19 protein-coding genes are annotated in these 26,613 nt (G+C 71.5%); 12 read left to right on the top strand and 7 right to left on the bottom strand.

Annotation, left to right across the window (positions count from 1 at the left end):
- Nucleotides 1-145: 145 nt before the first annotated feature.
- From ACW9TB_RS19095 to ACW9TB_RS19075, 5 genes are all read left to right on the top strand, one after another.
- Nucleotides 146-1,651 (top strand): ATP-binding protein, encoded by a 1,506-nt coding sequence (locus ACW9TB_RS19095; protein WP_472749354.1) that lies wholly within the window; start codon nt 146-148, stop codon nt 1,649-1,651.
- A 103-nt stretch (nt 1,652-1,754) separates the two neighbouring features.
- Nucleotides 1,755-2,900, top strand: coding sequence for a beta propeller repeat protein (locus ACW9TB_RS19090; RefSeq protein ID WP_472749353.1), 1,146 nt, complete (start codon nt 1,755-1,757; stop codon nt 2,898-2,900).
- Between the two features lie 226 nt (nt 2,901-3,126).
- Entirely contained in the window at nt 3,127-3,714 is a 588-nt protein-coding gene (locus ACW9TB_RS19085; protein WP_472749352.1) for a hypothetical protein, read from the top strand.
- Nucleotides 3,711-4,937, top strand: coding sequence for an aspartyl protease family protein (locus ACW9TB_RS19080; RefSeq protein ID WP_472749351.1), 1,227 nt, complete (start codon nt 3,711-3,713; stop codon nt 4,935-4,937). The genes ACW9TB_RS19085 and ACW9TB_RS19080 overlap by 4 nt, the downstream gene beginning before the upstream one ends.
- Nucleotides 4,938-5,124: 187 nt before the next feature.
- Nucleotides 5,125-6,246 carry a hypothetical protein gene (locus ACW9TB_RS19075; RefSeq protein ID WP_472749350.1) on the top strand — a complete coding sequence of 374 codons (1,122 nt, stop codon included), beginning with the start codon at nt 5,125-5,127 and terminating at the stop codon, nt 6,244-6,246.
- Between the two features lie 106 nt (nt 6,247-6,352).
- Here ACW9TB_RS19075 and ACW9TB_RS19070 read toward each other — a convergent pair whose 3' ends face one another.
- On the bottom strand, nt 6,353-7,819 hold the full coding sequence (locus ACW9TB_RS19070) for an NCS2 family permease (protein ID WP_472749349.1): 1,467 nt from the start codon (nt 7,817-7,819) through the stop codon (nt 6,353-6,355).
- A gap of 131 nt (nt 7,820-7,950) precedes the next feature.
- On the opposite strand from ACW9TB_RS19070, the gene ACW9TB_RS19065 reads away from it, so the two are divergent.
- Nucleotides 7,951-8,211: a DUF2530 domain-containing protein gene (locus ACW9TB_RS19065; protein ID WP_472749348.1), complete on the top strand. Its 261-nt coding sequence runs from the start codon at nt 7,951-7,953 to the stop codon at nt 8,209-8,211.
- Nucleotides 8,212-8,445: 234 nt separating this feature from the next.
- Here the strand turns inward: ACW9TB_RS19065 and ACW9TB_RS19060 are convergent, their stop codons facing one another.
- Together ACW9TB_RS19060 and ACW9TB_RS19055 are read right to left on the bottom strand one after the other, a co-directional pair.
- Complete coding sequence (locus ACW9TB_RS19060; RefSeq protein ID WP_472749347.1) at nt 8,446-11,691, bottom strand: sacsin N-terminal ATP-binding-like domain-containing protein; 3,246 nt, start codon at nt 11,689-11,691, stop codon at nt 8,446-8,448.
- 159 nt (nt 11,692-11,850) lie between these two features.
- Nucleotides 11,851-12,666: a DUF3027 domain-containing protein gene (locus ACW9TB_RS19055; RefSeq protein ID WP_472749346.1), complete on the bottom strand. Its 816-nt coding sequence runs from the start codon at nt 12,664-12,666 to the stop codon at nt 11,851-11,853.
- Between the two features lie 193 nt (nt 12,667-12,859).
- Between ACW9TB_RS19055 and ACW9TB_RS19050 the strand changes: the two genes are divergently transcribed.
- Complete coding sequence (locus ACW9TB_RS19050) at nt 12,860-14,491, top strand: MFS transporter (RefSeq protein ID WP_472749345.1); 1,632 nt, start codon at nt 12,860-12,862, stop codon at nt 14,489-14,491.
- A 65-nt stretch (nt 14,492-14,556) separates the two neighbouring features.
- Here ACW9TB_RS19050 and ACW9TB_RS19045 read toward each other — a convergent pair whose 3' ends face one another.
- Nucleotides 14,557-14,955: a cold-shock protein gene (locus tag ACW9TB_RS19045; RefSeq protein ID WP_435289726.1), complete on the bottom strand. Its 399-nt coding sequence runs from the start codon at nt 14,953-14,955 to the stop codon at nt 14,557-14,559.
- 90 nt (nt 14,956-15,045) lie between these two features.
- Nucleotides 15,046-15,675, bottom strand: a complete 630-nt coding sequence (locus ACW9TB_RS19040; RefSeq protein WP_472749344.1) for an HAD family hydrolase — start codon at nt 15,673-15,675, stop codon at nt 15,046-15,048.
- Nucleotides 15,676-15,999: 324 nt separating this feature from the next.
- Between ACW9TB_RS19040 and ACW9TB_RS19035 the strand changes: the two genes are divergently transcribed.
- Nucleotides 16,000-16,623: a TetR/AcrR family transcriptional regulator gene (locus ACW9TB_RS19035; protein ID WP_472749343.1), complete on the top strand. Its 624-nt coding sequence runs from the start codon at nt 16,000-16,002 to the stop codon at nt 16,621-16,623.
- A 248-nt stretch (nt 16,624-16,871) separates the two neighbouring features.
- Here ACW9TB_RS19035 and ACW9TB_RS19030 read toward each other — a convergent pair whose 3' ends face one another.
- The gene (locus tag ACW9TB_RS19030; RefSeq protein WP_472749342.1) at nt 16,872-18,662 is read right to left on the bottom strand and encodes a hypothetical protein; all 1,791 of its coding nucleotides are present in this window, start codon (nt 18,660-18,662) and stop codon (nt 16,872-16,874) included.
- A 145-nt stretch (nt 18,663-18,807) separates the two neighbouring features.
- Between ACW9TB_RS19030 and ACW9TB_RS19025 the strand changes: the two genes are divergently transcribed.
- The 3 genes from ACW9TB_RS19025 to ACW9TB_RS19015 all read left to right on the top strand — a co-directional run bounded on the left by ACW9TB_RS19025 (nt 18,808) and on the right by ACW9TB_RS19015 (nt 23,957).
- A complete protein-coding gene (locus tag ACW9TB_RS19025; RefSeq protein ID WP_472749341.1) occupies nt 18,808-21,225 on the top strand; it encodes a helicase-associated domain-containing protein in 2,418 nt (805 codons plus the stop codon).
- A 312-nt stretch (nt 21,226-21,537) separates the two neighbouring features.
- Nucleotides 21,538-22,101, top strand: coding sequence for a hypothetical protein (locus ACW9TB_RS19020; RefSeq protein ID WP_472749340.1), 564 nt, complete (start codon nt 21,538-21,540; stop codon nt 22,099-22,101).
- A gap of 209 nt (nt 22,102-22,310) precedes the next feature.
- The gene (locus tag ACW9TB_RS19015) at nt 22,311-23,957 is read left to right on the top strand and encodes a DNA repair helicase XPB (RefSeq protein WP_472749339.1); all 1,647 of its coding nucleotides are present in this window, start codon (nt 22,311-22,313) and stop codon (nt 23,955-23,957) included.
- Between the two features lie 188 nt (nt 23,958-24,145).
- Here ACW9TB_RS19015 and ACW9TB_RS19010 read toward each other — a convergent pair whose 3' ends face one another.
- On the bottom strand, nt 24,146-24,460 hold the full coding sequence (locus ACW9TB_RS19010) for a hypothetical protein (RefSeq protein ID WP_472749338.1): 315 nt from the start codon (nt 24,458-24,460) through the stop codon (nt 24,146-24,148).
- 131 nt (nt 24,461-24,591) lie between these two features.
- Between ACW9TB_RS19010 and ACW9TB_RS19005 the strand changes: the two genes are divergently transcribed.
- Nucleotides 24,592-26,613 carry a HelD family protein gene (locus ACW9TB_RS19005; protein ID WP_472749337.1) on the top strand — a complete coding sequence of 674 codons (2,022 nt, stop codon included), beginning with the start codon at nt 24,592-24,594 and terminating at the stop codon, nt 26,611-26,613.

Below are 26,613 nucleotides of genomic sequence, written 5' to 3'. Positions count from 1 at the left end.
GTCCAGGCCCCGCCCTTGATCAGGGCATGCGCGACAAAACCGACACCGAACGGAACGGCGCTCACGACCAAGACCGACTCAGCGAATCCAGGCGCGACCGCCACCTGAACTGTATGCTTGAAAGCCTACAGTTTAGGAGACATTCGTGCCCAAACCGTCCCGGCTGCTTGCTCGCGACTCCGAGTGGGCCATGCTCACCGAGTTCGTCACGCATCCCGATCCTCATCTACGGCTGGGAGTCCTGTCGGGACGGCGGCGTGTCGGCAAGAGCTATCTCCTTCGCGCGCTGGCCGACGCGATGGACGGCCTCTACGTCTCCGCCGTCGCCGAGGAGGGCACGGTGGCCGCGCGGCGCCGATTCGCCGACGACCTCGCGCGATACGCGGGAGTCAGCTCCGGCCTCTTCCGCGACGACGCCGGTTGGGAGTCTCTCCTCGATTCGGCGATCAGCCTGACCACCCGGCGACGCGGTGCTTCCGGACTGCTGGTCATCGACGAGTTGCCCTACTGGATGACGCACTCTCCGGAGCTGCCCGGCCTGCTCCAGCTGCTCTACGACCGTTCACAGACAGGGCACGGCCACGAGGGCGGACGAGTGATCGTCTGCGGATCGGCCATGTCCGTGATGAACGACCTCCTGTCCGGCACGAAGGCACTGCGCGGGCGGGCGGCCGTCGACATGCGCCTGCAGCCGTTCGATCTGAGCACCACCGCGCGACACTGGGGCGTCGACGACCCGGCGACCGCCCTGCGACTGCACGCCACGCTCGGCGGATCTCCCGGATACCGCAACCTGACCTCGTCACCTTCGCCGCGGACCCCGCGGGAGTTCGACACCTGGATCCCGGCGACGGTTCTCAATCCCGGCCAGGCGCTCTTCTCTCGTAGCGAGGCGGAGTACCTCCTGCGGGAGGACCCGCGGTTCACCGGAAGTTCGCTCCATTACGCGATCATCAACGCGGTCGCCACCGGCGCCACCAGTCCGACGAAGATCGGCGGTCTGGTCGAACGCGATCGCACATCCCTGACCCGTCCCCTTGAGACGCTGACGAGTTCGGGCTACCTCGACCACTCGGCCGACCCCCTCTGGGAGCGCCGCCCGGTGATCACCGTCGCGGATCCCATCATCCGCTTCCACAACCTGATCACCGTTCCGAAACGGGACCTGATCGAGACGGGTGGCTCCACTCAGGCGTGGCGCGAATCTCAGCCCACCTTCGTCTCCCGCATCCTGGGTCCCCATTTCGAGGAGTGCTCGCGCGACTGGCTCCGCCGCCACACCGACCCCTCCCTCCGCGCGGGAACGAGCACGATCGCCTCGACAGTGATCAACGACCAGGGGGGACGGGCCAAACACGAGATCGACGTCATCGCCCTGGACCGGAGGTCCGGCCGCGCCACGGTGGGGCTCATCGGGGAGGCGAAGGCCACTCTCGTACGGCGAGGCCCCGCCGACCTGGAACGGCTCGACCGGCTGAAGGAGATCCTTCGCACCCAGGGACACGACGTCACCTCAACCCGGCTGGCGCTCTTCTCCCTGGAGGGCTTCCACCCCGACCTCGTGGCGATCGCACGCCGTCGTGGTGACGTTCTCCTCGTGGACCTGCCGTCCCTCTTCGGAAGAACGGAACCCACCGTCCTGCCGACGTGATCTGGAACCGGGAGATCACGGACCTCGGGTCGCGCACGTCGGCGACCGCGATCCACCGGCCGGACCGCCCGGGAAGGGTCGTCAGCCGTGAGATCTTCTTGCCATGAGGCGATTGCTGGCGCCGGTGTTGCTGGTGCTCTCCGTGACGGCGTGTGATCCGGCAGGTACGTCCGCCCGCCCGTCCGCCACGGCGGCGACACCTTCCGGCACGCGCCCGTCACCGTGGCTGCCCGGGGTGAACGATCCGACCCCCGCCCCGGCCATGGCCACGTGGACGGAGACCACACTGCCCGGACTGGGCGCCGAGATGAACAGCGTGGTCGCGATCTCACCCGATGACGCCTGGGCGGTGGGCAACGTCGGCGAAGGTGACCTGATCACGCACCTCGTGCACTGGAACGGCCGCGCCTGGCGCCCCGTCACCCCTCCCGACGGGCTGTACCCCGCGAGGGCGGTGTCCGCCTCGTCCGGAGACGACGTCTGGGTCTTCGGCGACACCGGCGCGTGGCGCCGGAACGGTGGCGGGTGGTCGAAGCGGGGCGGGATGAGCGGTCCCGGCCCGCATCGGCTGGAGGCGGCCGTCGTCGCCGGGCCCCGCGACGTCTGGATCGCCGGGACGACCGGCGAGGACGGCTCCACGACCCCCGAGTCCTGGCGTCCCTTCCTCAGGCGGTGGTCGGGGACCGGCTGGTCGGAGTTCCCCCTGCCGTCCGGTGTCGGAATCCACGCGTTCGGCGCTGTGGGACCGCGCGACGTGTGGGCGCTGGGACGAGGACCGGACGACAGCGAGGTGATCATGCGCTGGGACGGTGACCGCTGGAAAACCGTGCCGATGCCACCGTCCCCGCAGGGCGAAAAGACCGGCCTGAACGACATCGCGGCGGTCTCGGCGCGTGAGGCGTGGGCGGTGGGGGCGGCGGGGGGCGGCAGGGCGGCGGTCGTGATCCGCTGGGACGGACGGCGATGGAACGTGATCGACGGCCCGGCGAGATTCGTCCACTTCTCCGCGGTGACCTCCGACGGGCACGGCGGAGCCTGGGTCGCCGCGGACTACGGGGATCAGTCGGACAAGCGGATCCTGCTTCACTACGACGGCCGGAGCTGGACGTACGAGACGGTGCCCGACACCCAGAACGCCCCCTCCGTCTTCGACCTCGCGCTGGTTCCGGGCACCGACCGGGTGATCGGAGTCGGCGGCGAACCCGCGTTCGACGAGAACGGTACGGCCTGGATCTGGACGAGGCACTGAGAACCACCCGCCGCCGGGGAAAGGTCCGGAGAAAGGCCCCCGGCGCGGCGACCACCCGGCCGGAGGACGCGAGAACCCCTCCGCGAAGGGCCTTCCCCGCACGCGGTGATCGCCAGATCGGATGACCGGTCGAGCGCGTACGGATCGTTGCCCCCCACAGAAACCATATGTACGCTATTCCGTAATTACGGAATTATCTCTCGATAGAACCTGAGGGTGCGTGCGAATGGACACGATGGAGCAGCGGCTCGCCGCTCTGGAGGGGCGGGTGGAACGGCTGGAGGCGGCGCCGGTCGCCCAGCGGAAGGAGCGGGCGGCCGGAAGATCGACCGGCGACGCGCCCCTGCGATTGCTCGACCGGCTACGCGAGCACATCGGCGGCGCCGGCGAACAGGCTCCCGGACCGCTGGAGGCGACCGGCGCGATCGCGTACGCGGGAGCCGTCGGCCGCGATGGCCGCGAGTACCTGTGGGCCAAACAGCACCCCGTTCGCGATCTCGTCAGCGCGGAGCGATCGGGTACCGCCGCCGTGCTGGAGTGCCTTGGAAGCCCGGCGCGCCTCGCGCTGCTCACCGCGGTGCTCGGCACGACGCGCACCCGCGCACAGCTCCAGGAGGTCCTCGGCGAGACGACCTCCACCGGGCATCTCTACCACCACCTACGCGGGTTACAGGCGGCCGGCCTGCTCATCCAGCCCCGGCGAGGGGAGTACGAGCTCGCCGCCCACGCGCTGGTCCCGCTGCTCACCATCATCGCGGCCGCCCTGGACCTCGGCGCCAGAGGCGATCAAGCGACCGGGGAGGCCGGGGAATGAGCTGGATCCCCCGCCGGTGGCACGCACGAGGAGCGTCCGACCGCGCCGCGTGGCGGGCCTGGGAGCGCGGGGACATCGACGAGGCCGAACGTCTGGCCGCGCACGCCGACGAACGACAGCACGCGCACCTCCGGTTCCTGACCAGCTACGTGCGCGGAGACTACGAGCAGGCGCTGACCCACTACGAGGCCGTTCGCCACCTGTGTCCGGCCTGCACGGAACTGGACGAACCCGCCGCGTACGCCCTGCTGCATCTGGACCGGCCGGCCGAGGCCCACGCGCACGTACAGCGGCGCGGGGGGAAACGACCGATGCCTCCCGACCTCGTGGCGCGGATGGATCACCCGCTGAGCGTCGAGCTCGACCACGTGACCGTCCTTCCCTTCGCCGATCACGCGCTGGCGCCCTACCTGCCCGCCGTGGACGCCACGCTCGACGGCCACCCCGTACGCGCCCACATCGACACCGGCGGCACGTTCCTCGTCATGGGAACCCGGCGCGCCGACGCGCTGGGCATCCGGCTGACCCCCGGCGGAAAGAATCACCACGGTACGACCCGGACCGACCTCTACACCGGGACGGCCAGGGAGCTGACGCTCGGCGACGCCGTACTGACCAATGTGCCGGTGGAGGCCATGCCGACGCTGCGCGGCGACCAGGACCTCGTCATCATCGGCACCAACGTGCTGCAGCGGTTTCTCGCCACCATCGACCATCCCCGCGGGCGACTGCTCCTGTCGCGACGCCGAGACCCACGGCAGGCGGCCGACCATCTCGCGCTTCTCGACGACCGCCCGGAGCTCGCCCGGATCCCCTTCTACCTGTGGGCGGACCACTACATGTTCGCCCGCGGCGGCTTCGGCACCCGGCAGGACCTCAATTTCTTCATCGACTCCGGGCTGGTCTATGTCATCCAGGAGGACGGCTCACCGCCCCGCCAGGCATGCCTATACACGACCGCGCGGCGATACCGCTCCTGGGGCGTGAGCCGGGCTCGCGCGGCCCGCCCGCACTTCCCCGTCGACGAACCGATCCACCTGGGACCGCTTCGTCAGGACGACCAGTTCGTGGCCACGACCCCGACCCGGCGCGTGCCCTGGGCATCATTCGGCGGCGTACGCGTCGACGGCCTGCTGTCCCACTCCTTCCTCGAAAAATACACCTGGACCCTCGACTTCGACCGGCACGAGTACACGTTCCGACACCCCACCTCGCCCGCGTGACCCGCCCTCTTGAGATGTTGACGAGTTCGGGCCACCTCGACTACTCGACCGAGCCCTTGACCGCGTTGATCAACACATACGTCACGAACCCCGCACCGATACCGGTGGCTATCGACGTGTCCGACGGCAAGCTCGGAACCATCATTGACCTTGATCCGTCTGACATCAGGTGAAGCCTCAGCGTGGCATGAGACGGTTCATCCTCGCGCTGACACTGCTTGTCGGTGCGGGAACCGCCTGCACGTCACACCAACCGCCCGAACCGCTTCCTACGGTGTCGGCGCTCGCCCCCATCAGCGATGTGTGGCCGGAAGCGCTCCTCACACTGCCCCACAAGCTCAAGGACGGCCGCACCGTACGGCCTGTCGCGATGTTGAGCACCGATGAGATCCTTGTGATGGCCGGGGAGTCTCGTACGGCGTTCCTGAGCCTCGACATCCGCACGGGACGCCAGCGCGTCCTGGCCACGACACCAAAGTGGGCGTCCTGCGACGGGTGTTTCGACATCCACCTCTCGTCCATGACCATCAACGCCACGCACATAACCTTGCTGATCAACCGCCACAAACCGGACTCGCAGTACCAGGAAAAACCCCGCGAGGAACTTTGGACCATTCCTCGATCAGGCGGTCCGATGAAAATGATGATCCGGCTGCCGTCCACCGGACGGGGTCTTGTCAGCGACTTCGAGATCACCGACGATCTCGTGATCTGGCGGGACCCCGAAGGCATCTGGAGCACTTCCCTCACCGGAGATGAAGTCGGGCAGATCTTTCCCGATCGGGATCTCAACGTCACTTCCTGGCCATGGGCCTATGACAGACGACAACGGACCGTCGTCAATCTGGTCACTCGCCAGGAGAAGAAAGTGCAGCCCGGAGACGACGTCGAGTTTCTGGACTGCGGGCCCGTGTGGTGCGTGGGACAGGTCACGCCCCGACCCCATGAGGTGGAAAAGGTCGCCATCCAGCGGGTGGACGGCTCCGGACGCACGATCGTCCCCGGAGATTCCCTGCCCCTCGTGCCTCCGATTCGAGACAGGTTCGTTCTCCTTCGGCCCCCCACCGCCCCCGGCAACGACGTATGGGGAGGCAGCCATCTCGGGACCTCGGCCCAGCTGTACGACCGGTGCAGCCGGAGTGCCGCGCTGCTTGGGTTCCCCGATCGGACCAAAGACCCGGAGGGTTGGAACGAGATCAGTTTGGGCGCGCTGGTAGCGGATGGGCCGATCGTGTTCTGGAAGGGTGGCGGCGGGCGATACACGATCGTGGATCTTTCCCGCATCACCGATCCAACCTGCACGAACTGAGGTCACCGGTAAGCGCATGACTTTGTGGACGCGATCCAGATCCACCCGTCAGAGGCCGTCATGGCGATCGGTTCCACCATCACCATGACGGCCTCGGGCTCGTTGCTCAGAGGCCGAGCAGGGCCTTGATCGGCCCTAGGGCGAAGTAGATCACGAACAGCCCCGCGACCGTCCACATCAGCGGGTGGACCTCACGAGCCTTGCCCTTCACCAGCTTGATCAGCACGAACGTCACGAACCCACTACCTATTCCGGTAGCTATTGAGTACGTGAACGGCATCAGGACGATCGTGAGGAACGCCGGGATGGAGATCTCGTAGTCGGTGAAGTCGATCTCGCGGATGGCGGTCATCATCAGGAAGCCGACCACGACCAGGGCGGGAGCCGCGGCCTCGTAGGGGACGACGGCGACGAGTGGCGAGACGAAGATGGCCAGCAGGAACAGCACGCCGGTGACGACGCTGGCGAGGCCGGTGCGGGCGCCCTCGCCGACACCCGCGGCCGACTCGATGTAGGTCGTGTTGGAGGAGACGGAGGCCGCGCCTCCGGCCGCCGCGCCGATCGAGTCGACGAGGAGGATCTCGCGGGTCTTGGGCAGGGTGCCGTCCTCCCTGATCAGCCCGGCCTGCCCGCCGACGCCCACGATCGTGCCCATGGTGTCGAAGAAGTCGGTGATCAGCAGGGTGAAGATGAGCAGCAGGGCCAGGATGACCGAGACGGAGCCGAAGGCGCCGAGCGGGTCGAACTCCCTGAACAGCACCAGCGGGTTGTTGAAGCCGAAGATCTGCTCGGGCAGCTGGGGAACGACGAGCTGCCAGCCCGCGGGGTTCGGCGGCTGGCCCGGCGTCACCGAGGCCCCGACCTTCGCGACGGCCTCGACGATGATCGCGAGGACGGTGGTGGCGATGATGCCGATCAGGATGGCGCCCTTGGTCTGGCGCGCCACCAGCAGCACGATCAGCAGCAGGCCGACCACGAAGACGAGGATCGGCCAGCTGGTCAGCGAGCCCGCGATGCCGAGTTCCAGCGGCGGCCCGGCCGCCACCCGGCGGACGAATCCGGCGTCCACGAAGCCGATCAGGGCGATGAACAGGCCGATGCCGACACTGATCGCCGTCTTCAGCTGGGGTGGGATGGCGTTGAACACCGCGGTACGGAACCCGGTCAGCACCAGGAGCGCGATGATCACACCCTCCAGGAACACCAGGCCCATCGCCGACTCCCAGGACATCTGCGAGGCGATGCCGTAGGTGACGAAGGCGTTCAGGCCGAGGCCCGCGGCCATCGCGAAGGGGACCTTGCCGATGACCCCCATCAGGATGCTGAGCAGCCCGGCCACGAGGGCGGTTCCGGCCGCGACGAGCGGGATGTTGGGCGTGCTCCCGTCGCCGATGAACTGGCCCTCGGCGTCCTTGACGGTGGCGATGATCAAGGGGTTGAGCACGACGATGTAGGCCATCGTGAAGAACGTGGCGAACCCGCCGCGCACCTCCCGGCCCACGGACGAGCCCCGGTCGGAGATGAAGAAGAAACGGTCAATTCCGCTTATTTTGGGAGTTTTAACATCGTTCACTCACGCAGAGTGACAGCGAGCCCTCCTCCCCGGAAGGCCCGGCTGCCGATGGTGATGCTTTCGAGACGGATTCGCGCTTTCACGTAATCCGTTTTGCGAACAGTGAGATGCCGTCGCCTAGTCTGGAGCGCGTGAACCAGCCACGACGTCCGGATCTGCAGCCGTTGAAGACCAACGACACGCTCACGATCCTTGTGGGTACGGGTCTGTGGGCCATCGCCCTGGTCGTCCTCCTGGTCGCGCGGCCGGATCCCGACTACCGCTGGTGGATCTGGACCTGCGTGTCGGGCATCTGCGGTGGCCTTTTCGGCCTCTGGTACGTACGCCGCCGCAACCGCCGCCCGCCGCCCCCGTCCGGGGAGCCGGTCGAGCCGACCACCGCGATCCTGTAACTTCCCCCGCCCGGCCGATCCTCACTGAGCATGCTCGTCAACGGTTCCAGCGGCGCGTCCGGAACCGGGACGAACGAGATCCGGCGGAGACCGGCGGGGTGGGACGCGGACGCGGCCCCATCGACGTCTCACCCGGCGCGCGGGGGAACGCACGCCGGGCGATCTTCCAGGCCATCACTGAACGGGCGTCATCGGCTAAGCCGTCACCCGGCGAATGTCATCGCCCGGCAGGTGTCATGGCTGGGTCGAGGCGGTCCAGCTGTCCAGGTCGGCCTCGGCGAGCAGCAGCGGCACCGCGGCCGGGTCGCGCAGCAACGCCGCCACCGCGAGCCGGTCGCCCCACTGGCCGGACGCCCAGGCGAGCCCGCGCGCCAGCCCCTCCACCCCCGAGGCGTGCACCGTACCCTCGAAGAACCGCCAGGCGGCGGGGACACCGTCCACCAGCAGCCTCTCGTGCTCCACGTAGCTCCGGGGCGCGGTCGGCAGCAGCGACCGTACGGCGGGCGGGACGTCGCGCGTCTCGCCGGAGGACGTCACCTCGCCCGTGGCCTCCTCACCGGCCAGCGGCAGGTCGAGCAGCTCCGACAGCGCCTCGGCCAGGTCGAACGGGGCCAGGATCAACGGCCGGCCCGCGACGAGCGGCAGCAGGTCCGGCGCCTCGACCACGACCGGCTCACCCGCGAAAGCCTCGTCCCCGGAATCGGCGCCGGTGGACAACGTACGGCCGTCCCCGGCGTCGACGGCGACGATCGCGTCACCGAGGATGGCGCGTACGGCGCGCGGGGGCCCGACACGGGCGGGGTCGACACCGGCGAGGGCCACCCACAGGGAGCGGAGCTGGGCGCGGTCGACCTCCACGGAGGGGTCGCCCAGCAGGTCGAGCAGCTCGTCGGGGCCGCCGTGGGTGGCGAGCAGGTCGGCCAGCGTGCTCCGGACCCCGATCATCGCCAGCGCGGCCTCGTCGACGACGGCCGGAGCGTCGCCGTACAGGCCGAACAGCAGCGGGTCGCCCGCGGGGAGCCGCAGCTCCGTGGGGCGCCGACCGGCGAGCACCGGGTGCGTGGAGAGCCACCAGGCGGTGTAGGACGGCACCTCCACGACCTCCCCCGCCACCAGGATCCGCAGCGGGTGCAGGACCGAGCGGAGCGGCGGGCGCGACAGCAGGGCGAGCGCGGCGGGCCAGTCGGCGACGTACTCCAGGTCGCGTACGGCGGAGAACTCCCGGGCGACCGGTGGTACGCCCACCTCGGGCAGCAGGTCGAGGACGGTTTCCAGCCACTCGTCCTCGCGGTCCAGGTCGTGGTCGCACTCGTCCGGATCGATCATGACGTCGGAGTCGTTGACCACGGCGAAGCCGTCGAGCACGCCCGCCGCGGCGAGCACCCGGGGGCCGTACCGCTCCACCAGCTCGGGCGCGGCCGTGCCGAAGTGCGTCTCGCTGTCGAGCAGCCCGGCCAGCGACCCGTCGGCGAGGAGCAGCTCGCCCGCCGGGTACAGCTCGCCGTCGGCGCCGCGCAGCGCCAGCTCGGACAGCCAGGGGGCGTCGCCCGCGGTCAGCCCGGCGGCGTCGACCAGCGCGAGCACCGCCTGGGCCACCGGTTCTGAGTCGGGGCTGTCCAGCGACTCCGAGACGGCGGAACGGGTCAGCGGGTCCTCCAGGACCGTACGGGGAGTGGCCTCGCCCGCGCCGAGCCTGAGGAGGAGGGGGTGGGCCGCGTCCGGGTGCACCACGCGCAGCCCGAGCGGGGCGAGGACGGCCGGGTCCAGCGCGGAGCCGTCGGTGAGCAGCAGCGTGCCGCGCGGTCCCCTGACCAGGCGGCCGTCGGCCAGCGGCACCGGCAGCGCGCCGAGGGCCTCGGGGTCGTCGGCGGGCAGCACCTCGTACAGGGACCGCCACCAGGCCGGGTCCCTGTCCTTGACGGCGTCGCCGGAGAGCATGTCCACGATGTCGGAGAGCTGCACCCGGCTCACGCCGAGCGCGGTGATCGCCGGGTGCCGGGACGGCCACCCCGCGGGCAGCAGCCCGGGGATCATGGGGGCGACCCGCTCCAGCAGCTCGGCCGGGGCCGCGACCACGGAGGCCTGCCGCCCGGAGACGACCAGCTCCTCGCCGTCGGCCACGGCGGGAGCCGCTCCGGCCCTGGTTCCGGCCCCGGTTTCCGCGGGGTCGGGGAGCAGGAGCGAGGTGCCGGAGCCGCCCGGCGAGGCCGGGTCGGCGGGCGGGGAGAGCGCGGGGAGCAGCGGGGCGTCGGGGAGCCTGCGCAGGATCGCCCGGCGGATGCGGGCGTCCAGCTCGCCCTTGCCCATCATGCCGGGGACGAGGTCGAGGAGCCGGGGGGTGCGGGGCAGCCCGGCGAGCAGCTCCAGATAGGTGTCGGCGGCACGCTCGACCAGGAAGTCGGCCAGCGGGCCCGGCGCGACGTGCCGCCGGTCGGTGGCCATCGGGAACGAGGCGATCAGCAGCGCGGGCAGGTCCAGCGGCTCGTCGCTCGGCGTGGGCGCGTGCACCACGGGTGGTACCAGCGCGGGCAGCGGCCGGGGCTCCCCGACCGGCGCCGCCTCCCGCGAACCGCCCGAGGCACCGCCCACGGAGCCGGACGCGAGAGCGGAGCCGGACGCGGGAGCGGAGCCGGACGCGGGAGCGGAACCGGACGCGGGAGCGGTGACCGGTACGGCCCAGCGGACCAGCCAGTGCGGCCGGGAGCGCTCCTCGGTCGGGCGGTCGGCGAAGAGCTCGGCCACCTGCTCGGGAGTGAACCGCCCGGAGTCCGAGACGACCTTCCAGCCCTCGGAGGTGACGGTCCTCGTCTCGCCGTCCACGTCGACCTCGATCGACTCCAGGGCGGGCAGGCCGAGCAGCAGGGCGGGGCTGGTCTCCCTCAGCATCGCCCGTACGGCCTCCTCGGCCATGGCGTCACGGAGCGGCAGCCGTACGAGCGTGTCGAACCCGGCGGGGATCTCCACCGGGCCCGCGGGGAAGGGCAGGCGCAGCAGCGGGACGTGCCCGCCGCGCTCGGCGAGTTCCTTGGCCAGCTCGGGCTCGGCGGCTACCAGGGCGGCGGTCTGGTCGCGGGACCAGCGGACGACCCCGGAGCCGAGCGAGCCGATCACCGGCTCGTCGCAGACCGACACCACGGCCGCGAACCCGACGCCGAACCGGCCGGCCGCGTGGGCGTCGTCGCGCTTGGCGGAGACACGCAGCGTGGACAGCCCCTCGATCCCGGCCCTGTCGACCGGGGCACCGGTGTTGGCGGCCGACAGCACGCCCTCGCGCAGCGAGAGGCGGAGCCGACCGGGCACCCCGGCGCGGAGCGCGGCGTCGGCGGCGTTCTGGGCGAGCTCGACGATCAGCCGGTCGCGGTAGCCGCCGAGCGCGAAGTCCTCCTCCGCGTTGGCGTCCTCGCGGAAACGGGCGGGCGAGGCCGTCCAGGCGGCCAGGACGGCGGAGCGCAGTCGTTCGGTGCCGAAGATGTCAGTCAAGGCGATGCTTCCCAAGGTCGAGGCCCCGCGGGCCGTCTCGCGTGGCGGGGACGCCAGGGCGAGGGCACCCGGCCCGCGTGGGCCGGGTGTGCCGCCGGGACGGTGTCGGGGCGGGATGGACCCGGTGCCCCGGGTCGGTGGCGGCCCGGCGGCGCCGGGTCAGGAGTGACCGAGCGGCTCGGAGGCGGTGTCGTCCACCGATCCGGCCAGGTCCGGTTCAGAGGCGTTCTCGGCGGTGTCGTAGGAGAGGTCGTCGAGGATCGGCGAGGTCGGCTCGACCTGGTGCGGCAGCACGGCGGCCTCGGAGTGCGCGCCACAGCCGTGGTCGGCGGCGACGACCCGCCCGTCGTCGGGGGCGTACTCGTTCGCGCAGACCCCGAAGCCGGTGCGCAGCGCGCCCGCGAGCGGCCAGTAGAAGCCGCAGGTGGAGCACTGGGCGGGCGCGGCGTGCGCGAGCGGGGTGTGCGGCCCCGACTCGCCGGAGTGCCAGCGCCGCACGGCGCGGTCGCGGCCGATCGGGGAGAGCACCCGGGCCCGGCCGAGGCCGTACTCGAAGATCATCTGATGGTCGGAGTCGTCGTCGGTCTCGGTGAAACCGGGCGCGAGCCTGTCGTCGTCGTCGGAGGTGGGCAGCAGGTCGCCCACGCCGAGGTCGCCGGGGAGAAGCCGCTCGCTCCACGGCACCCACTGCGGCGGCATCAGGGCCCCCGCGCCGGGCAGGAGCACGACCTCACTGACCGTCACGTTGCGCGCCCTGGAGGCCCGGGCGACCGTGACGGCCCAGCGCCAGCCCCGGTAGGCGCGGTCGAGACAGGCGAAGTAATGGGTGACGACGCGGTCGCCCTCGCCCTCGACCCCGAGGTGCTCGCCCACCTCTCCCGGCTTGACGTTCTCCTCGACCGCGGCCCTGGCCAGGTCGACGGCCGCGACGCACGCCTGGTCAAGGACCACGGCACGGGATCGAGTCCGGCTCACGAGTCGTCTCCCGTCAGCCTCGCAGCACGACGGCTGCTGTCCTTACTGGCTCGCTCGCTCACTGCGCTCACAGTTCATTCTCGCCCATGACCGGAGCGAACGGCACCGTGGACATCACCGTGGACATCCGATCGCCCGGGGAGTGACCTGGCGCACCGGACAACTCACCCGCCCTTCGGGTATGACTGGATACGTGGCAGCTGGGTGGGAACGGGCGCGAAAGACGGTGGGCGATGCCTCCCGGCGGGTCGGCAGGTCCGCCGCCGCCGTGGGACGAGCCGCCGGGCGCGCGGGCCGTGGCACGGGCCGGGCGACGAAACGGGCCGGACAGGGGGCGGCGCGCGCGGGCCGGGGGGCGGTCAGCGGCACCCAGCGGGCGGGCAGGGCCGCGCGGCGGCTGACCCACGCGCAGGGCGCGGGCCGCACCGGGCTGGGCCAGCTGATCGAGCTGACCGCCGCGCACAGCGTGGGCGACGCCCTGGTCACCGCGTCCCTGGCCGGGACGCTCTTCAAGCTCCCGGTGAACGAGGCGCGCGGCCAGGTCGCGCTCTACCTGCTGATCACGATGATCCCGTTCGTGGTGGTCGCGCCGTTCGTCGGCCCGGTCCTCGACCGGTTCCGCTCCGGGCGGCGTTTCGTGATGGCCGGGACCCTCTTCGGCCGCGGACTGCTCTGCTTCGCGATGGCGGCGGCGATCGTCCCCGGCGACGTGTTCACGATCTTCCCGGCGGCGCTGGCCGTGCTGGTGCTGTCGAAGGCCTACAACGTCTCCCGCGCGGCGATCATGCCGAGCGTGCTGCCCGCCGACATCGCGCTGGTCACGGCCAACGCCAGGGTCGCCCTGTTCGCGCTGGTCGCGGCGGGCGTCGCGGTGCCGATCGGCGCGGGCGCCAGCGCCTGGCTGGGCGCCGAGTGGGTGCTGCGCGGGGCGACGGTGATCTTCCTGCTCCAGGGCGTGCTGGCCGTACGGCTCCCGCGCCACATCGACTCCCCGGACCTGGAGGAGCTGGACGACGAGGGCGAGGAGCGTCCGCCCCGCTGGCGCACGATGCTGAACGTGGGCCCGGTGGTGGCCGAGGCGATGTACGCCAACGTGGCCATCCGCCTCTACTCCGGATTCCTGCTCTTCTATCTGCTCTTCCTCGTCCAGGACAAGAACCTGCCCGGCCTGCCGCCGCTGGTCGCGATCGGCGTGCTGGCGGTGGCCGCCGGGGTCGGGGGGCTGGCGGGCACGGCCGTGGCCTCGTGGGTGCGCAACCACTCCCCGCAGGTCATCGTGCTGGGCACGCTCGCCCTGACGACCGCGATCACGATCCTGGCGGCCGTCGTCTTCCAGCTGTGGAGCGCGGTGGCGGTCGCGCTGGTGGCCGCGTTCGCCCAGGGGCTGGGCAAGCTCGCGCTGGACGCGATCGTGCAGCGCGAGATCGGCGAGGAGGTGCGCTCGTCCACGTTCGGGGTGGTGGAGGCCTTCCTGCAGATCGCCTGGGTGCTGGGCGGCCTGGTCGGGCTCTGGCTCTCGCTGTTCGCGGGCGGGGCGGCGGGGCTCGCCGTGATGGCCGTGGTGCTGGCGGGCTCGCTCGGCTGGCTGCTCGTACGCCGCCGGGGGCGGGTCCGTGAGGTGGACGCCAGGGTGGAGGCCGCCAGGGGCCCGCGCTCCTCCCCGTCCGGGCCGCACCCCGCGACGAACGGGGAGCGGCCCTCGCGGGACGGGACTCCGGAGGAGCGGGTCGGTCCGCGGCCCGCCGGGACGACCACCGCGGTCGTGCACCACGGGGATCCCCCGACGGAGAAGCGGACCAGACCGCTCACCAACCCGCACGGCTGAGCCGCGTTCGAGACCGCGGCCGAACCGTGGAGCGGGCACGGGAGGGTCGGGTCGGTCGGCGGGGGTCAGTCGTCCAGGTCGTCGGCGACGGCCCGGAGCACGGCGGCGATCTTCTTCGCGTGCGTGGCCTCGGGCTGCTTGCCCTTCTGGTACGACGTGGAGACCGTGTCCAGGAGCTTGATCAGGTCTTCCACGATGACGACCATCTCGTCGGGCTTCTTGCGCTTGCCCTTGGGCTTGGCGGTCTTGGCGAGCGTGGGGGGCTGGTCGATCACTCGGACCGAGAGCGCCTGCTGGCCTCGGCGCCCCTCGGCCACGCCGAATTCGACCTTCTGGCCCGGCTTGAGGGAATCCACGCCGGAGGGTAGCGCGGAAGAATGCACGAAGACCTCACCGCCGTCGTCGCGGGTGAGGAAGCCGAATCCCTTGTCGGCGTCGTACCACTTGACCTTGCCACTCGGCACAGGGGTGACCTCGTTCAGACTGTCGTGAAAAGGAATGGATGTAGGTTATGCCCAGCGGGCGCTGAGAGCGACCGTGTATTCAGGCCCGAATTACACGAGAGCGGCGGGGGTTCGCCAGCCGTCGAACCATTCGACGAACTCGGTCAGATCGCCCAGGATCACATCGGCTCCGTGATCACGCAGTTCTCCCGCCGGATAGACACCTGTCGCCACCGCCACGCTGACGACTCCCCCCGCTCGCGCCGCGTCGATGTCCGCGACATGATCTCCAACATAGGCGGCGGCGCCGAAAGCCGCGAGGGCCGGGCCCTTGGCCGCCCCGAAAACCGACCCGGCGACCTCGTCCACCTCCAGGCCGAGGAACTCGACCGTGCTCGCCGCGTCGCGGGCGTTCTTCCCCGTCACCACGACGACCCTGCCCCCCGCCCGCCGTACGGCCTCGACGGCCTCGCGCGCGCCGGGCATGAGGGTGGTGACCGGGATGGCGATCGACGGGTACAGCTCCCGGTAGACGTCGGCGGCCGCGGGGACGTCCTCGGCGGGCATCCAGTTGGCCAGTTCCCACTCCAGCGGCGGCCCCAGCCTGGCCATCACGGCGGCGGTGTCGATGGGGACACCGGTACGCGACGCCACCTCGTCGTAAACGGCGGCGATGCCCGCGCGCGTGTCGGCGAGCGTCAGATCGAGGTCGAATCCCACGGAGTTCATCAGGTCACTCACCGCTCCTTGTCGGCTCCACGAAGAGGATTCTCCGAGAAGCCCTCAAAGAATGCCAAATCCCCCTAAACATGGCTAATCATCAGCATTGTCCGTGAGATCTCCCACCGTGGAAGCCTTCCCGAAAATATTTGCTTATCCGGAAGATGGCCGGTACGTCCCCCGCCTCTCCACACGGCCGGTCCCCGGTGGGTCTCCGGTCGGTCTCCCGGTGGGTCTCCGGCCTGTCTCCGCCCTGTCTCCGACCGGGGAGGGGCGCGGGTGCGATGCGGTGCGATCCGGCCCGGATGGCACTGGATAAGGTCACGGAGGAGGTATCGGCAGAGAATGACCAGATCGACACGCGAGCGGATCATCGACGAGGCCCTGCGCCTGTTCGCCGAACGGGGCTACGCGGCGACCTCGGTGGCCGAGATCGAGGCCGCCTCCGGGCTGTCACCGGGCGCCGGTGGCCTCTACCGGCACTTCAAGTCCAAGTACGAGGTGCTGGCCGCGGCGATGAACGAGCACGCCACCAGGACGCGGGCGCAGATCGCCGAGACCCTGACCGAGTTCGGCGCCGTCGACACCTCGACCGGTGTCGAGGAGCGGCTGGACCACCTGTGCAGGTCGGGGCTGGCCAAGGTCCGCGAGGAGAGGGAGCTGACCCGCGTCTTCTTCCGTGACCTGAGCCAGTTCCCCGAGCTTGTCGCGACCGTACGCGAAGGTCTGCTGCAGCCCATGTTCGACGCGATCACCACGTGGTTCCGCGCCCAGCCCGAGTACGCCGGGGCCACCGCCGACTGGCCCGCCATCGGCGCGGTGCTCGGCGGGGCGGTGGTCCAGTACCAGTTGTTCGAGGAGACCGTGGGCGAGCCCCCCGGCCGCGTGGAGCGCGACCGCTTCGTGGCCTCCTGGGTGTGCCTCGCCCTCGGCCTGCTGCCCCGGCCTGCGGTCCAGGCCATCGGCTGAGCGCCGCCCCGGCGGCCGACGAGCCACCGGGGAACCGTTGGGGCTCCGCCGGGGAACCGTTGGAGAAACGCTTGGGAGGCACCCGCGCGAGACCGGGCCGGACGGTACGACCCGGCCCTCGTCCGGGGCGTTCCGGCGCCGACCGTCCGGGGTCGCACGGAGAGCCACCCGTCCGGGGGACGAGGACCCGCTCTTTCAGGCACCGGCGTCATCCGGGGCGGGCGAACCAGCGGAAGGCCCCCACGGCGTCACCCGGGGCGGCGGACTCCCCTCCCGACCGGGATCGGGGGATTGAGCAGGCGGTAGGCCAGCCAGAAGACGGCCCACGCCGAACCCAGCAGGAACATGAGCCCGCTGATGGTGAAGAACTCGTCCACCACCGAGCCGAGGTCGTTCCTGGCCCGTACGAGGGCGACCAGGCCGCCGCCGAGGGTGTAGCTCACGATCGGAGCGGCCAGCCCCAGCGCCTTGTCCGAGGTGTGCCAGTTCTCGCAGGCGATCACGACGAGCACCGCGACGGCCCAGACCAGCACCGGGATCCTGAAGATCGCGATCGGGGCGAGCGGGAAGGGGATCAGCAGACCGGCGAGGGCAAGCAGGGCCATGCCGACCGACTCGCGCCGGTGACCCAGCAGGATCGTCCGAGCGTCACGGGTGCCGGGGACGACGTCCTCCCTCGACCGGGCCGGGCGTCGTCGGCGCAGCCAGTCGGGCCGGTTGCGCGCCCGCTTCCTGGCCAGCCGCTCCTCGGCCTCCCGCATGCCCCTGGCCACCCCGGGCGGAAGCCCTGCACGGCCCCCCGCGTCTCCCTTGTCCTCCGCGTCTTCCTTGGCTCCCGTGTCCTCGGGCTTCCCAAGAGGCGCCTCCGGGCGATCGCCCTCCGGCCTCTCCTCCTGCTCCCCCCATGACTCCCGCGACTCCCGCGACTCCCGCGACTCCGGCGGTTCCTGTGGTTCTCGCGGTTTCTGTGGCCTGTCCTGCGACTCCTGCTGTGCCACCGGCGGCGGAGGGTCCTGCACGGGTGGGATCTCCTCGGTCGGCGGGTCGCTCTCCACCGCGTCCTCCCACTCGTCCGCGGCGTCTTCCCCGCCCACCGGACGGCTACCGGTTGAACCGTCGGGCTCGTCCTCTCCGGGCGCGGCCGACGACCGAGGGCGGGCCGGGAACACCCGCCCCGCCCACCCGGACCCGCGCGAGGCCGGAGGCTCGGAAACGTCAGGTCCGGGACGCTCCGGCTCAGGGTGATCCGGCTCAGAGCGGTCCGGCTGGGGTTCACCGGCCTCGGGGTGAGCCCCCGTCGAGGCGTACGGATGCCCCCGCACGGGCCGACGGGAGGGCGGAGGAGCGGGATCCCCGGGGACGGGCTCCTTCGAGGTGGGGGCGGAGTCCCGGGGAACGGCACCCTCCGAGGTGGGAGCGGGATCTTCGGGAACGGGCCCCTCGGGCGTGGGGGCGGCGAGAGGCACCGCGGCCACGGGAGAGGCGGCGTCCGTGGCGCGGGCCGGACGGTCGGCGCCACCGGAACTCCCGGCATCACCGGAGTTCCCGACGCCCCCGAAATCCCCGGCACCACCGGGATTCCCGACGCCCCCGAAATCCCCGGCACCACCGGAATTCCCCGCACCACCGGGATTCCCCACGGGACTCTCCCCCCGGGGCCTGGGGACCGTACCGGAGCGCTCACCCCGGGAGCCCCACAGACCTCGCAGGCCTCGCAGGCCTCGCAACGCCGAGGAGAACCCCTCGGAGGCCCGCGACTCGGAGCGCCCCGGAGATGAGGGAGATGGCGAAGGGGACGGAGAAGGCGCCTCCTTGCCCAGGCGGCGCAGCTCACGATGGACCAGCGCCGCGGGGTCGCCAAACCGGGCCAGGACCCTCTCCACGGCGGCCGGGTCGTCCGTCCCCGCGCGCTCGGCGTCGATCCGCCTGCGCAGCACCGCCACGAAGTCGATCCGCTGCCTCGGCCGCAGCACGCCGTGGGCCGCGTCGGCCGCCTTGCTGACGTACTCCAGGACGAGCTGGTCCGCACGCTCGATCACACTGGCCATCCTCTCTCGACATCGCCTCGCTCGTGAGCTTCTTCCCCCATTCACCGCCCCTCACATGATCGACGAGACCTCTTCGCACGATCACGGAATTCCCCCAGGCCGCGCGATGTCGGTCAAGCCTCCTACCATTGGCGGAATGAGCACGGAGTTCACCGAGTGGCTGCGCGGCCGGAGCGACGACCGGTTGCGGGCTCTCGTCTCCGTACGACCCGAGCTCATCACCCCCGTGCCCGCGCACCTGGAGGGGCTCGCCGGGCGGGCGAGCAGCCCGTCGGCGGTGGGCAGGGCGCTCGACCGGCTCGACCGGTTCACGCTCGCGGTCGTGGAGACGCTGGCCGTGCTTCCCGGCCCGGTCGCCTACAGGTCGCTGCGTGCCCAGATGGCCCGAGCCCTTCCCGGACCGGCCGATCCGGAGTTCTCCGGCGCCCTCAAGGAGACGGTCGAGCGGCTGCGCACCATGGCCCTGATCTACGGGCCCGACCGCGCCCTGGCTCCGGCGCCCGGCGTGCGGGAGGTGCTCGACGCTCCCGCGGGGCTCGGCCCGCCCTCCGTGGAGGCGTTCAGGCACCACCCCGCCGAACGGCTGGCCGAGCTGGTCCAGGACGTCGCGGGCGAGGGCGGCGAGGCGGAGGGCGCCACCAAGGAGACGCTCGCCGCGCTGCTCGGCGACGGGGAAATCGTCGGACGGCTGATCGGGGAGGTCTCGCCGCAGGCGCGGTCCGCGCTCAACGAGCTGGTCTGGGGCCCGGCCAGCGGCCGGGTGCCCAACGCCCGCCGCGAGGTGCGGGCCGCCACGGCCCAGTCGCCGATCGAGCAGCTCCTGTCCAGGGCCCTGCTCGCCGCCACCGGCGAGGAGACCGTGGTGCTGCCCCGCGAGGTCGCCCTGTTCCTGCGCGGCGGACGCGTGCACCGGGACCTGTCCCCCCTCCCGCCCGCGACCGAGGGCACCGAGCGCGACCGGGGGCTCGCCGAACGCACCGCGGCCGGGCAGGCGTTCACGTTCACCCGCGCGGTGGAGGAGCTGTGCGAGCGCTGGAGCGCCGACCCGCCCGGCGTGCTGCGCAGCGGCGGCCTGGCCGTGCGCGACCTCAAGCGGACCGCGGGCCTGCTCGACCTGCCCGAGTGGGTGGCGGGGCTGATCATCGAGGTGTCGTACGCGACGGGGCTGGTCGCGGCGAGCGGCACGGTCGACGGCGACTGGATGCCCACCCCCGTCTACGACGGCTGGCGGGTGAAGGCCACCGAGGACCGCTGGGTGATGCTGGCCACGGCCTGGCTCACCATGGACCGGATGCCGGGGATCATCGGCGAGCGCGACGAGCGCGACCGGCTGCTCAACGCCCTCCACCCCGACCTGCGCCGCCCGGCCGCCGCCGAGGTCCGCGCCACGACCCTGGGCATGCTCGCCTCGACGCCGGGGGTGGCGCCCACCCTCGACGCGGTACGCGAGCGCCTGGCCTGGGAGCAGCCCCGCCGTCGCGGGGGCCACCGCGACCAGCTGGTGGAGTTCACGTTGCGCGAGGCCGAGCAGATCGGCGTCACCGGGCTCGGGGTGCTCGCGGGCCACGGCCGCGCCCTGCTCCCCGACCTCTCCGGCGTCCCGGCCGGTCCCGGTGGCGGCCGTGCGGCGTCCGCCGCCCACCTGCTGCTCCCGCTGCTGCCCGAGCCGCTCGACCACGTGCTCCTCCAGGCCGACCTGACCGCGGTCGCCCCCGGGCCGCTCACCGGCGACCTGAGGCGGTGGCTGGCGGTGGCGGCCGAGGTGGAGTCGACCGGCGGCGCGACGGTCTACCGCTTCGACGAGCGCTCGATCCGGCGGGCCCTGGACGCCGGGCAGGGCGCCGACGAGCTGCTGGCCATGCTGGAGCGCCACTCGACCACGCCCGTGCCGCAGCCGCTCAGCTACCTGGTCACCGACGTGGCCAGGCGCCACGGCCGGATGCGCGTCGGCACGGCGAGCGCGTACGTGCGGTGCGACGACTCCTCACTGCTCGACGAGGTGATGGCCGACAAGCGGGCGATCCCGCTACGGCTGCGGCGGCTCGCCCCCACGGTGATCGCCTCCAAGTCCTCCCGTCCCGCGCTGGTCGACTCGCTGCGCGCGATGGGCTACGCACCGGCGGCGGAGTCGCTCGACGGTGACGTGATCATCACCCAGCTCGACGTCCGCAGGACCGAGGCCACGTCGGCGGGTCGTTCCCCGGTCACGTTCGTCGGCCACGAGGCCGACGTGGTCGCGGCCGCGGTGCGCGCGGTGCGCGCGGGTGACGCCGCGCACCAGGCCCGCCGCGCCCCGGTGCCCGCCCCCGGCGGCCAGGTGCCGCGCTCCCCGGCCACCGCCACGATCACCGCCCTGCGCGAGGCCATCCGGCAGGGGTCGCAGGTCTGGATCGGCTATCTCGACTCCCAGGGCAACGCCACCAGCCGGATCCTCGAACCCGCCCGGATGGAGGGCGGTTACCTCACCGCCTACGACGAGACGCGGGCGGCGGTGCACCGCTTCGCCCTGCACCGCATCACCGGCATAGCGGACATCGTCAGAGATGCCCCCTGACGGTCCCACAGGGGGGCGGGAAGGCTCGTACGACCCGGCGTGCCGGGGGAGGGCAGGAGGTAGTCTCGGTTGCGGGACGGGCCCGCCGCGAGCCCGGCCGGCGGTCCGGGGTCCGGCGACGGCGCGTCGTCCGCCGCCTCGCCCGCCGGGGCGCGAGGGTCCTCCCCAGGGCTCCAGCCGCCGGGATGTGACCGAGAGCTGCCGGGATGCGACCGAGTCCATTCGCCTATGGCGCGCGGCTCACGACCCATATCGTGATATCAGTTGACGTTCTGAGCTCCACAGAAGCTCCACAGAAGCGAGAGATCCCCAGTGAGCAGCGGTCACTCCGAAGGCCCCAGCACCAATCCGGACGACTGGAAGAGCCCCTACACCACGGGACCGGGCCAGACCCCGGGTCACGACCGGCAACCGTACGGCTACGAGCAGACCCAGCAGAGCCACCAGCCCGAGTACGTCCACCCCGATTACGGCCAGCCCGATTACGGCCAGGTCCCGGGCTACGGCCAGACCTCCGGCCACACCGACCAGGGCTACACGCGTGGATACGGCGAGCAGCCCTACGGGCAGGGCTACGCGCAGGGGCATGGCTACGGGGCCCCGCCGTCTCACAACGTCGAAGGTGTCAGGACGCACGCGATCATCGCCCTGGTCGTCAGCATCGTGCTCGCGCTGAGCTGCTTCGTGAGCCTCGGCGGCGTGGTCGGCACCATCCTGTCGGGCCTCGCGATGGGCAGGGTCGACACCGACCCGCGCGGCGCGAGAAACCTGCTCAAGTGGACCTGGATCAGCGTCGGCGTCAACATCGCGCTGCTCGTCCTGGGCGTGGCCTTCTTCATCGTCGCCGGCATCAACGGCGCCTTCGGCACGAGCTGACCGTGCCGGAGACCGCCTGCCGGGCCGTACGCGCGACGGACGGGCATCCGGCGGGCGGGCGCGCGGGATCGGGCGGGGCGGGCGGGACTGCGGGGGCGCTTCCGTCTGTTGCATACAGGGAGCGCGGGACGCGGGACGATCCGGCGGGCGTCCGCGAGTGCGACCATGAGCTGATCCGCCGTAACCTGCGGTAACCAAGGGAGAAGTCTGTGACTGACGGACCATTGATCGTCCAATCGGACAAAACCCTGCTCCTTGAGGTCGATCACGAACGGGCCGGGGAGTGCCGCAAGGCGATCGCCCCGTTCGCGGAGCTGGAACGCGCCCCCGAGCACGTGCACACCTACCGGATCACCCCCCTGGCGCTGTGGAACGCGCGGGCCGCCGGGCACGACGCCGAGCAGGTGATCGACGCGCTGATCGCCCACAGCCGCTATCCCGTGCCGCACGCGCTGCTGGTCGACGTCGCCGAGACGATGTCGCGCTACGGCAGGCTCCGCCTGGAGAAGAACCCCGTCCACGGGCTCATCCTGACCAGCACCGACAGGGCCGTGCTGGAGGAGGTCCTGCGCGCCAAGAAGATCCAGCCGCTGCTGGGCGAGCGCCTGGGCGACGACGGCGTGGCGGTGCACCCGAGCGAGCGCGGCAACATCAAGCAGCACCTGCTCAAGCTGGGCTGGCCCGCCGAGGACCTGGCCGGATACGTCGACGGCGAGCACCACCCGATCGCGCTCACCGAGGACGGCTGGGAGCTGCGCGCCTACCAGCGGGAGGCCGCCGAGGCGTTCTGGCACGGCGGCTCCGGCGTGGTCGTGCTCCCCTGCGGGGCGGGCAAGACGATCGTGGGCGCGGCGGCGATGGCGCAGGCCAAGGCGACGACGCTGATCCTGGTGACCAACACGGTCTCCGCGCACCAGTGGAAGCAGGAGCTGCTCAAGCGGACCTCGCTGACCGAGGACGAGATCGGCGAGTACACCGGTACGAAGAAGGAGATCCGGCCCGTCACCATCGCCACGTACCAGGTGATGACGACCCGCAGGCAGGGCGTCTACCGGCACCTGGAGCTGTTCGACGCCCGCGACTGGGGCCTGGTCGTCTACGACGAGGTGCACCTGCTGCCCGCGCCGATCTTCCGGATGACCGCCGACCTGCAGGCCAGGCGGCGGGTGGGCCTGACCGCGACGCTCGTGCGCGAGGACGGCAGGGAGGGCGACGTGTTCTCCCTGATCGGCCCCAAGCGGTACGACGCGCCGTGGAAGGAGATGGAGAACCAGGGCTGGATCGCCCCGGCCGACTGCGTCGAGGTGCGGGTGACGCTGACCGACGAGGAGCGGCTGGCCTACGCGATGGCCGAGTCCGAGGAGCGCTACCGGTTCTGCGCGACCACGCCGTCCAAGACGCGGGTGACCGAGGCGCTGGTCAGGCGGCACCTGGACGAGCAGGTGCTGGTCATCGGGCAGTACATCGACCAGCTCGACGAGCTCGGCGAGCACCTGAACGCGCCGGTGATCAAGGGAGAGACGAAGATCAAGGAGCGGGAGCGGCTCTTCCAGGCGTTCCGCGACAAGGAGATCCAGGTCCTGGTCGTTTCCAAGGTCGCCAACTTCTCCATCGACCTGCCGGAGGCGGCGGTGGCCATCCAGGTGTCGGGCACCTTCGGGTCCCGGCAGGAGGAGGCGCAGCGGCTGGGCCGGGTGCTGCGGCCGAAGGCGGACGGGGGCGGGGCACGGTTCTACTCGGTGGTCAGCCGTGACACCGTGGACCAGGATTTCGCGGCGCACCGGCAGCGGTTCCTGGCCGAGCAGGGGTACGCGTATCAGATCATCGACGCGGACGACGTGCTCGCCGGAGAATGACCCCACATGGCGAACACGTCGTCAATTTGTGTCAGGTCCACGAAATCCCGCGGGCTTTCGACAAACAAACCACCCCCTCGCTAGGCCTAGAGGCCACTGGCGACATACCCCCATGATCTGTGGGAGTCACCATGTTCGCCACGCTTTTTCGCCATTTCCATGGAGAATTACAGAGGGTGTCAGCGTGGTTACCGAACGATCAGGCCTCCGGCGAAGAGAATGCCCTCCGCGATCACCCAGGCGACCACCGCGGCGGTCATCAGAACGGTAAAACGATTTTTGTCGCCGCGCGTCACCGGCGCCAGCAGAGCGCCCGCCGTGCAGCAGGCCGCGACGGCCGCGAACAGGGACGACACTCCGACCACCCCGTCCAGCCTGTCCGCGCAGCCGGGATCGGAGCAGAAGGCCTCGAACCCCCAGCCCGCGAACACGGAAAGCCCCCAGAGCGCGGCCAGGAGAAGATTCGCGACGGCCGGTATGACAGGAGAGATCCGCACGATCATTGGGATACCCGCGACCGCCGCGTCCCAGTCCGCCGTTAATCCTTTTGAGACGCGGGAGGACCACCGCTAAGCTGGTCGATTCGCTGCCCGATGACCACCACCTCCGTTTATCGAATGGGAGGCGCTTCAGCGTGCCCGCACATCAATTGGCCCCCGACATAACCGACGACACCGCCCGGATCCTCGCCGCCGAGCGCGAGCATCTGGCCGTCTCCAGGGCGGCGCTGCGCGCGATGCGCGAACACGCCCGCTCCCTCTCCTCCGACGCCGCCGGAGACTGGGTCTCCCAGCAGATCCTCCAGGCGCTGCTGGACCAGCGCGTCGAGGCGCTCGCCGACCACTCCGGCACCCCCCTGTTCTTCGGCCGCCTCGACCGCCAGGCGGGAGACGACCTTCCCGGTACGGTCTACGTCGGGCGCAGGCACGTCCACGACGACAGCAGCCGCCCCCTGGTCATCGACTGGCGGGCCCCGGTCTCGCGGGCCTTCTACCAGGCCAGCCCGTCCGACCCGATGCGCGTCGCCCTGCGCCGCAGGTTCGGCTACCGGGGCGGCGACCTGACCGCCTACGAGGACGAGCGCCTCGACCAGGGCGGTGCCGCCCTCGCCCAGAGCAGGATCCTCACCGAGGAGATCGAGCGCCCGCGCTCGGGGCCGATGCGCGACATCGTCGCGACGATCCAGCCCGACCAGGACGAGATCGTCCGCTCGGACCTGGGACAGACGGTGTGCGTCCAGGGCGCCCCCGGCACCGGGAAGACCGCCGTCGGCCTGCACCGGGCGGCGTACCTGCTCTTCACCCACCGCGAGCGGCTCGCCCGCTCGGGCGTGATGATCGTCGGCCCGAACCGGGCGTTCCTCTCCTACATCTCCTCCGTGCTCCCCGCCCTGGGCGAGGTCAAGGTCGACCAGACCACGGCCGCCGGGATCCTCGGCGACCACTCCGCCCCGGAGGATCCCGCCATCGGCACGATCAAGGGCGACGCGCGGATCGTCCCCGTGCTCGGGCGCGCCCTGTGGATGCACGTCGTCAAGCCCACCGAGGGCGTGCTGTTCACCAAGGGGATCAACCGCTACCGGGTGGCCGACCACGAGGTCCGCGAGATCGTCGCCGCGCTGCGCGGCACCACCCGCTACGGCCCGGGGCGCGCCACGCTCGCCCAGCGCCTCGCCCACCTGGTGCTCGTCCGGATGGAACAGCGCGGCGAGTCACCCGACGACCGGGTGCAGGACGCGGTGGCCAGGTCCAAACCGGTCAAGCAGCTCGTGGACGCGGTCTGGCCCAAGCTGACCCCGCAGCAGGTGCTCCACCGGCTGTTCAGCGACCCCGCCTTCCTCGCCGCCGCCGCCAAGGACGACCTCACGGCCGAGGAGCAGTCGCTGCTGCTGTGGGCGAAGCCCGCCAAGTCCTTCCGCTCGGCCAGGTGGTCGGCGGCCGACGGCGCGCTGATGGACGAGCTGGCCGACATGATCGAACGGACCGTCCCGCTGGGCCACCTGGTCGTGGACGAGGCCCAGGACCTGTCGGCCATGCAGCTGCGGGCCCTGGGGCGGCGCTGCCGCACCGGCTCGGCCACCGTGCTGGGCGACCTCGCGCAGGGCACCACGCCCTGGTCCGCCCGCTCCTGGACGGAGGTCCTGACCCATCTCGGCTTCGAGGACGGCGCGGTCACCGAGCTGACCCTCGGATTCCGGGTGCCCCGCGAGGTCCTCGACTACGCGGCCAGGCTGCTGCCCTCCGTCGCCCCGGACCTGGCCGCCCCCCGGTCGCTGCGACCCGGCGCGGGCTCGCTGTCGGTGCGCCCGGCACCCGACCTGGCCGAGGCACTGGCCCGCGCCGCCGAGGAGGCGCTCGCCCGCGAGGGGTCGATCGGCGTCATCGTCCCCGACGCCTCGGTGAGCGCGGCGTCCAAGGCCCTCGCCCACCTGGAGCACCGGGTGCTGAGCCCCGACACGGTCGACGACCACCGCCTCCTGGTCATCCCGGCCTCCCTGGCCAAGGGACTGGAGTACGACCACGTGATCGTCTCCGAGCCCGCCGACATCGTCGACGCGGAACCCCGGGGCCTGGCCCGCCTCTACGTGGTCCTGACCCGCGCGGTCACCTCCCTCACCGTCCTGCACTCCAGGCCGCTCCCCGCGCAGCTCGGCTGA

This window comes from Streptosporangium sp. H13245, assembly GCF_055690525.1.
Note: the sequence above shows the minus strand (reverse complement) of the source record. Positions and strands in the feature narration are given on the sequence as shown.

What these genes read in the sequence shown, in the direction of transcription:
- ACW9TB_RS19085 (WP_472749352.1), top strand. Translation starts at nt 3,127, where the DNA reads ATGGACACGATGGAGCAGCGGCTCGCCGCTCTGGAGGGGCGGGTGGAA.
- ACW9TB_RS19025 (WP_472749341.1), top strand. Translation starts at nt 18,808, where the DNA reads ATGAGCACGGAGTTCACCGAGTGGCTGCGCGGCCGGAGCGACGACCGG.
- ACW9TB_RS19080 (WP_472749351.1), top strand. Translation starts at nt 3,711, where the DNA reads ATGAGCTGGATCCCCCGCCGGTGGCACGCACGAGGAGCGTCCGACCGC.
- ACW9TB_RS19075 (WP_472749350.1), top strand. Translation starts at nt 5,125, where the DNA reads ATGAGACGGTTCATCCTCGCGCTGACACTGCTTGTCGGTGCGGGAACC.
- ACW9TB_RS19090 (WP_472749353.1), top strand. Translation starts at nt 1,755, where the DNA reads ATGAGGCGATTGCTGGCGCCGGTGTTGCTGGTGCTCTCCGTGACGGCG.
- ACW9TB_RS19010 (WP_472749338.1), bottom strand. Translation starts at nt 24,460, where the DNA reads ATGATCGTGCGGATCTCTCCTGTCATACCGGCCGTCGCGAATCTTCTC.
- ACW9TB_RS19035 (WP_472749343.1), top strand. Translation starts at nt 16,000, where the DNA reads ATGACCAGATCGACACGCGAGCGGATCATCGACGAGGCCCTGCGCCTG.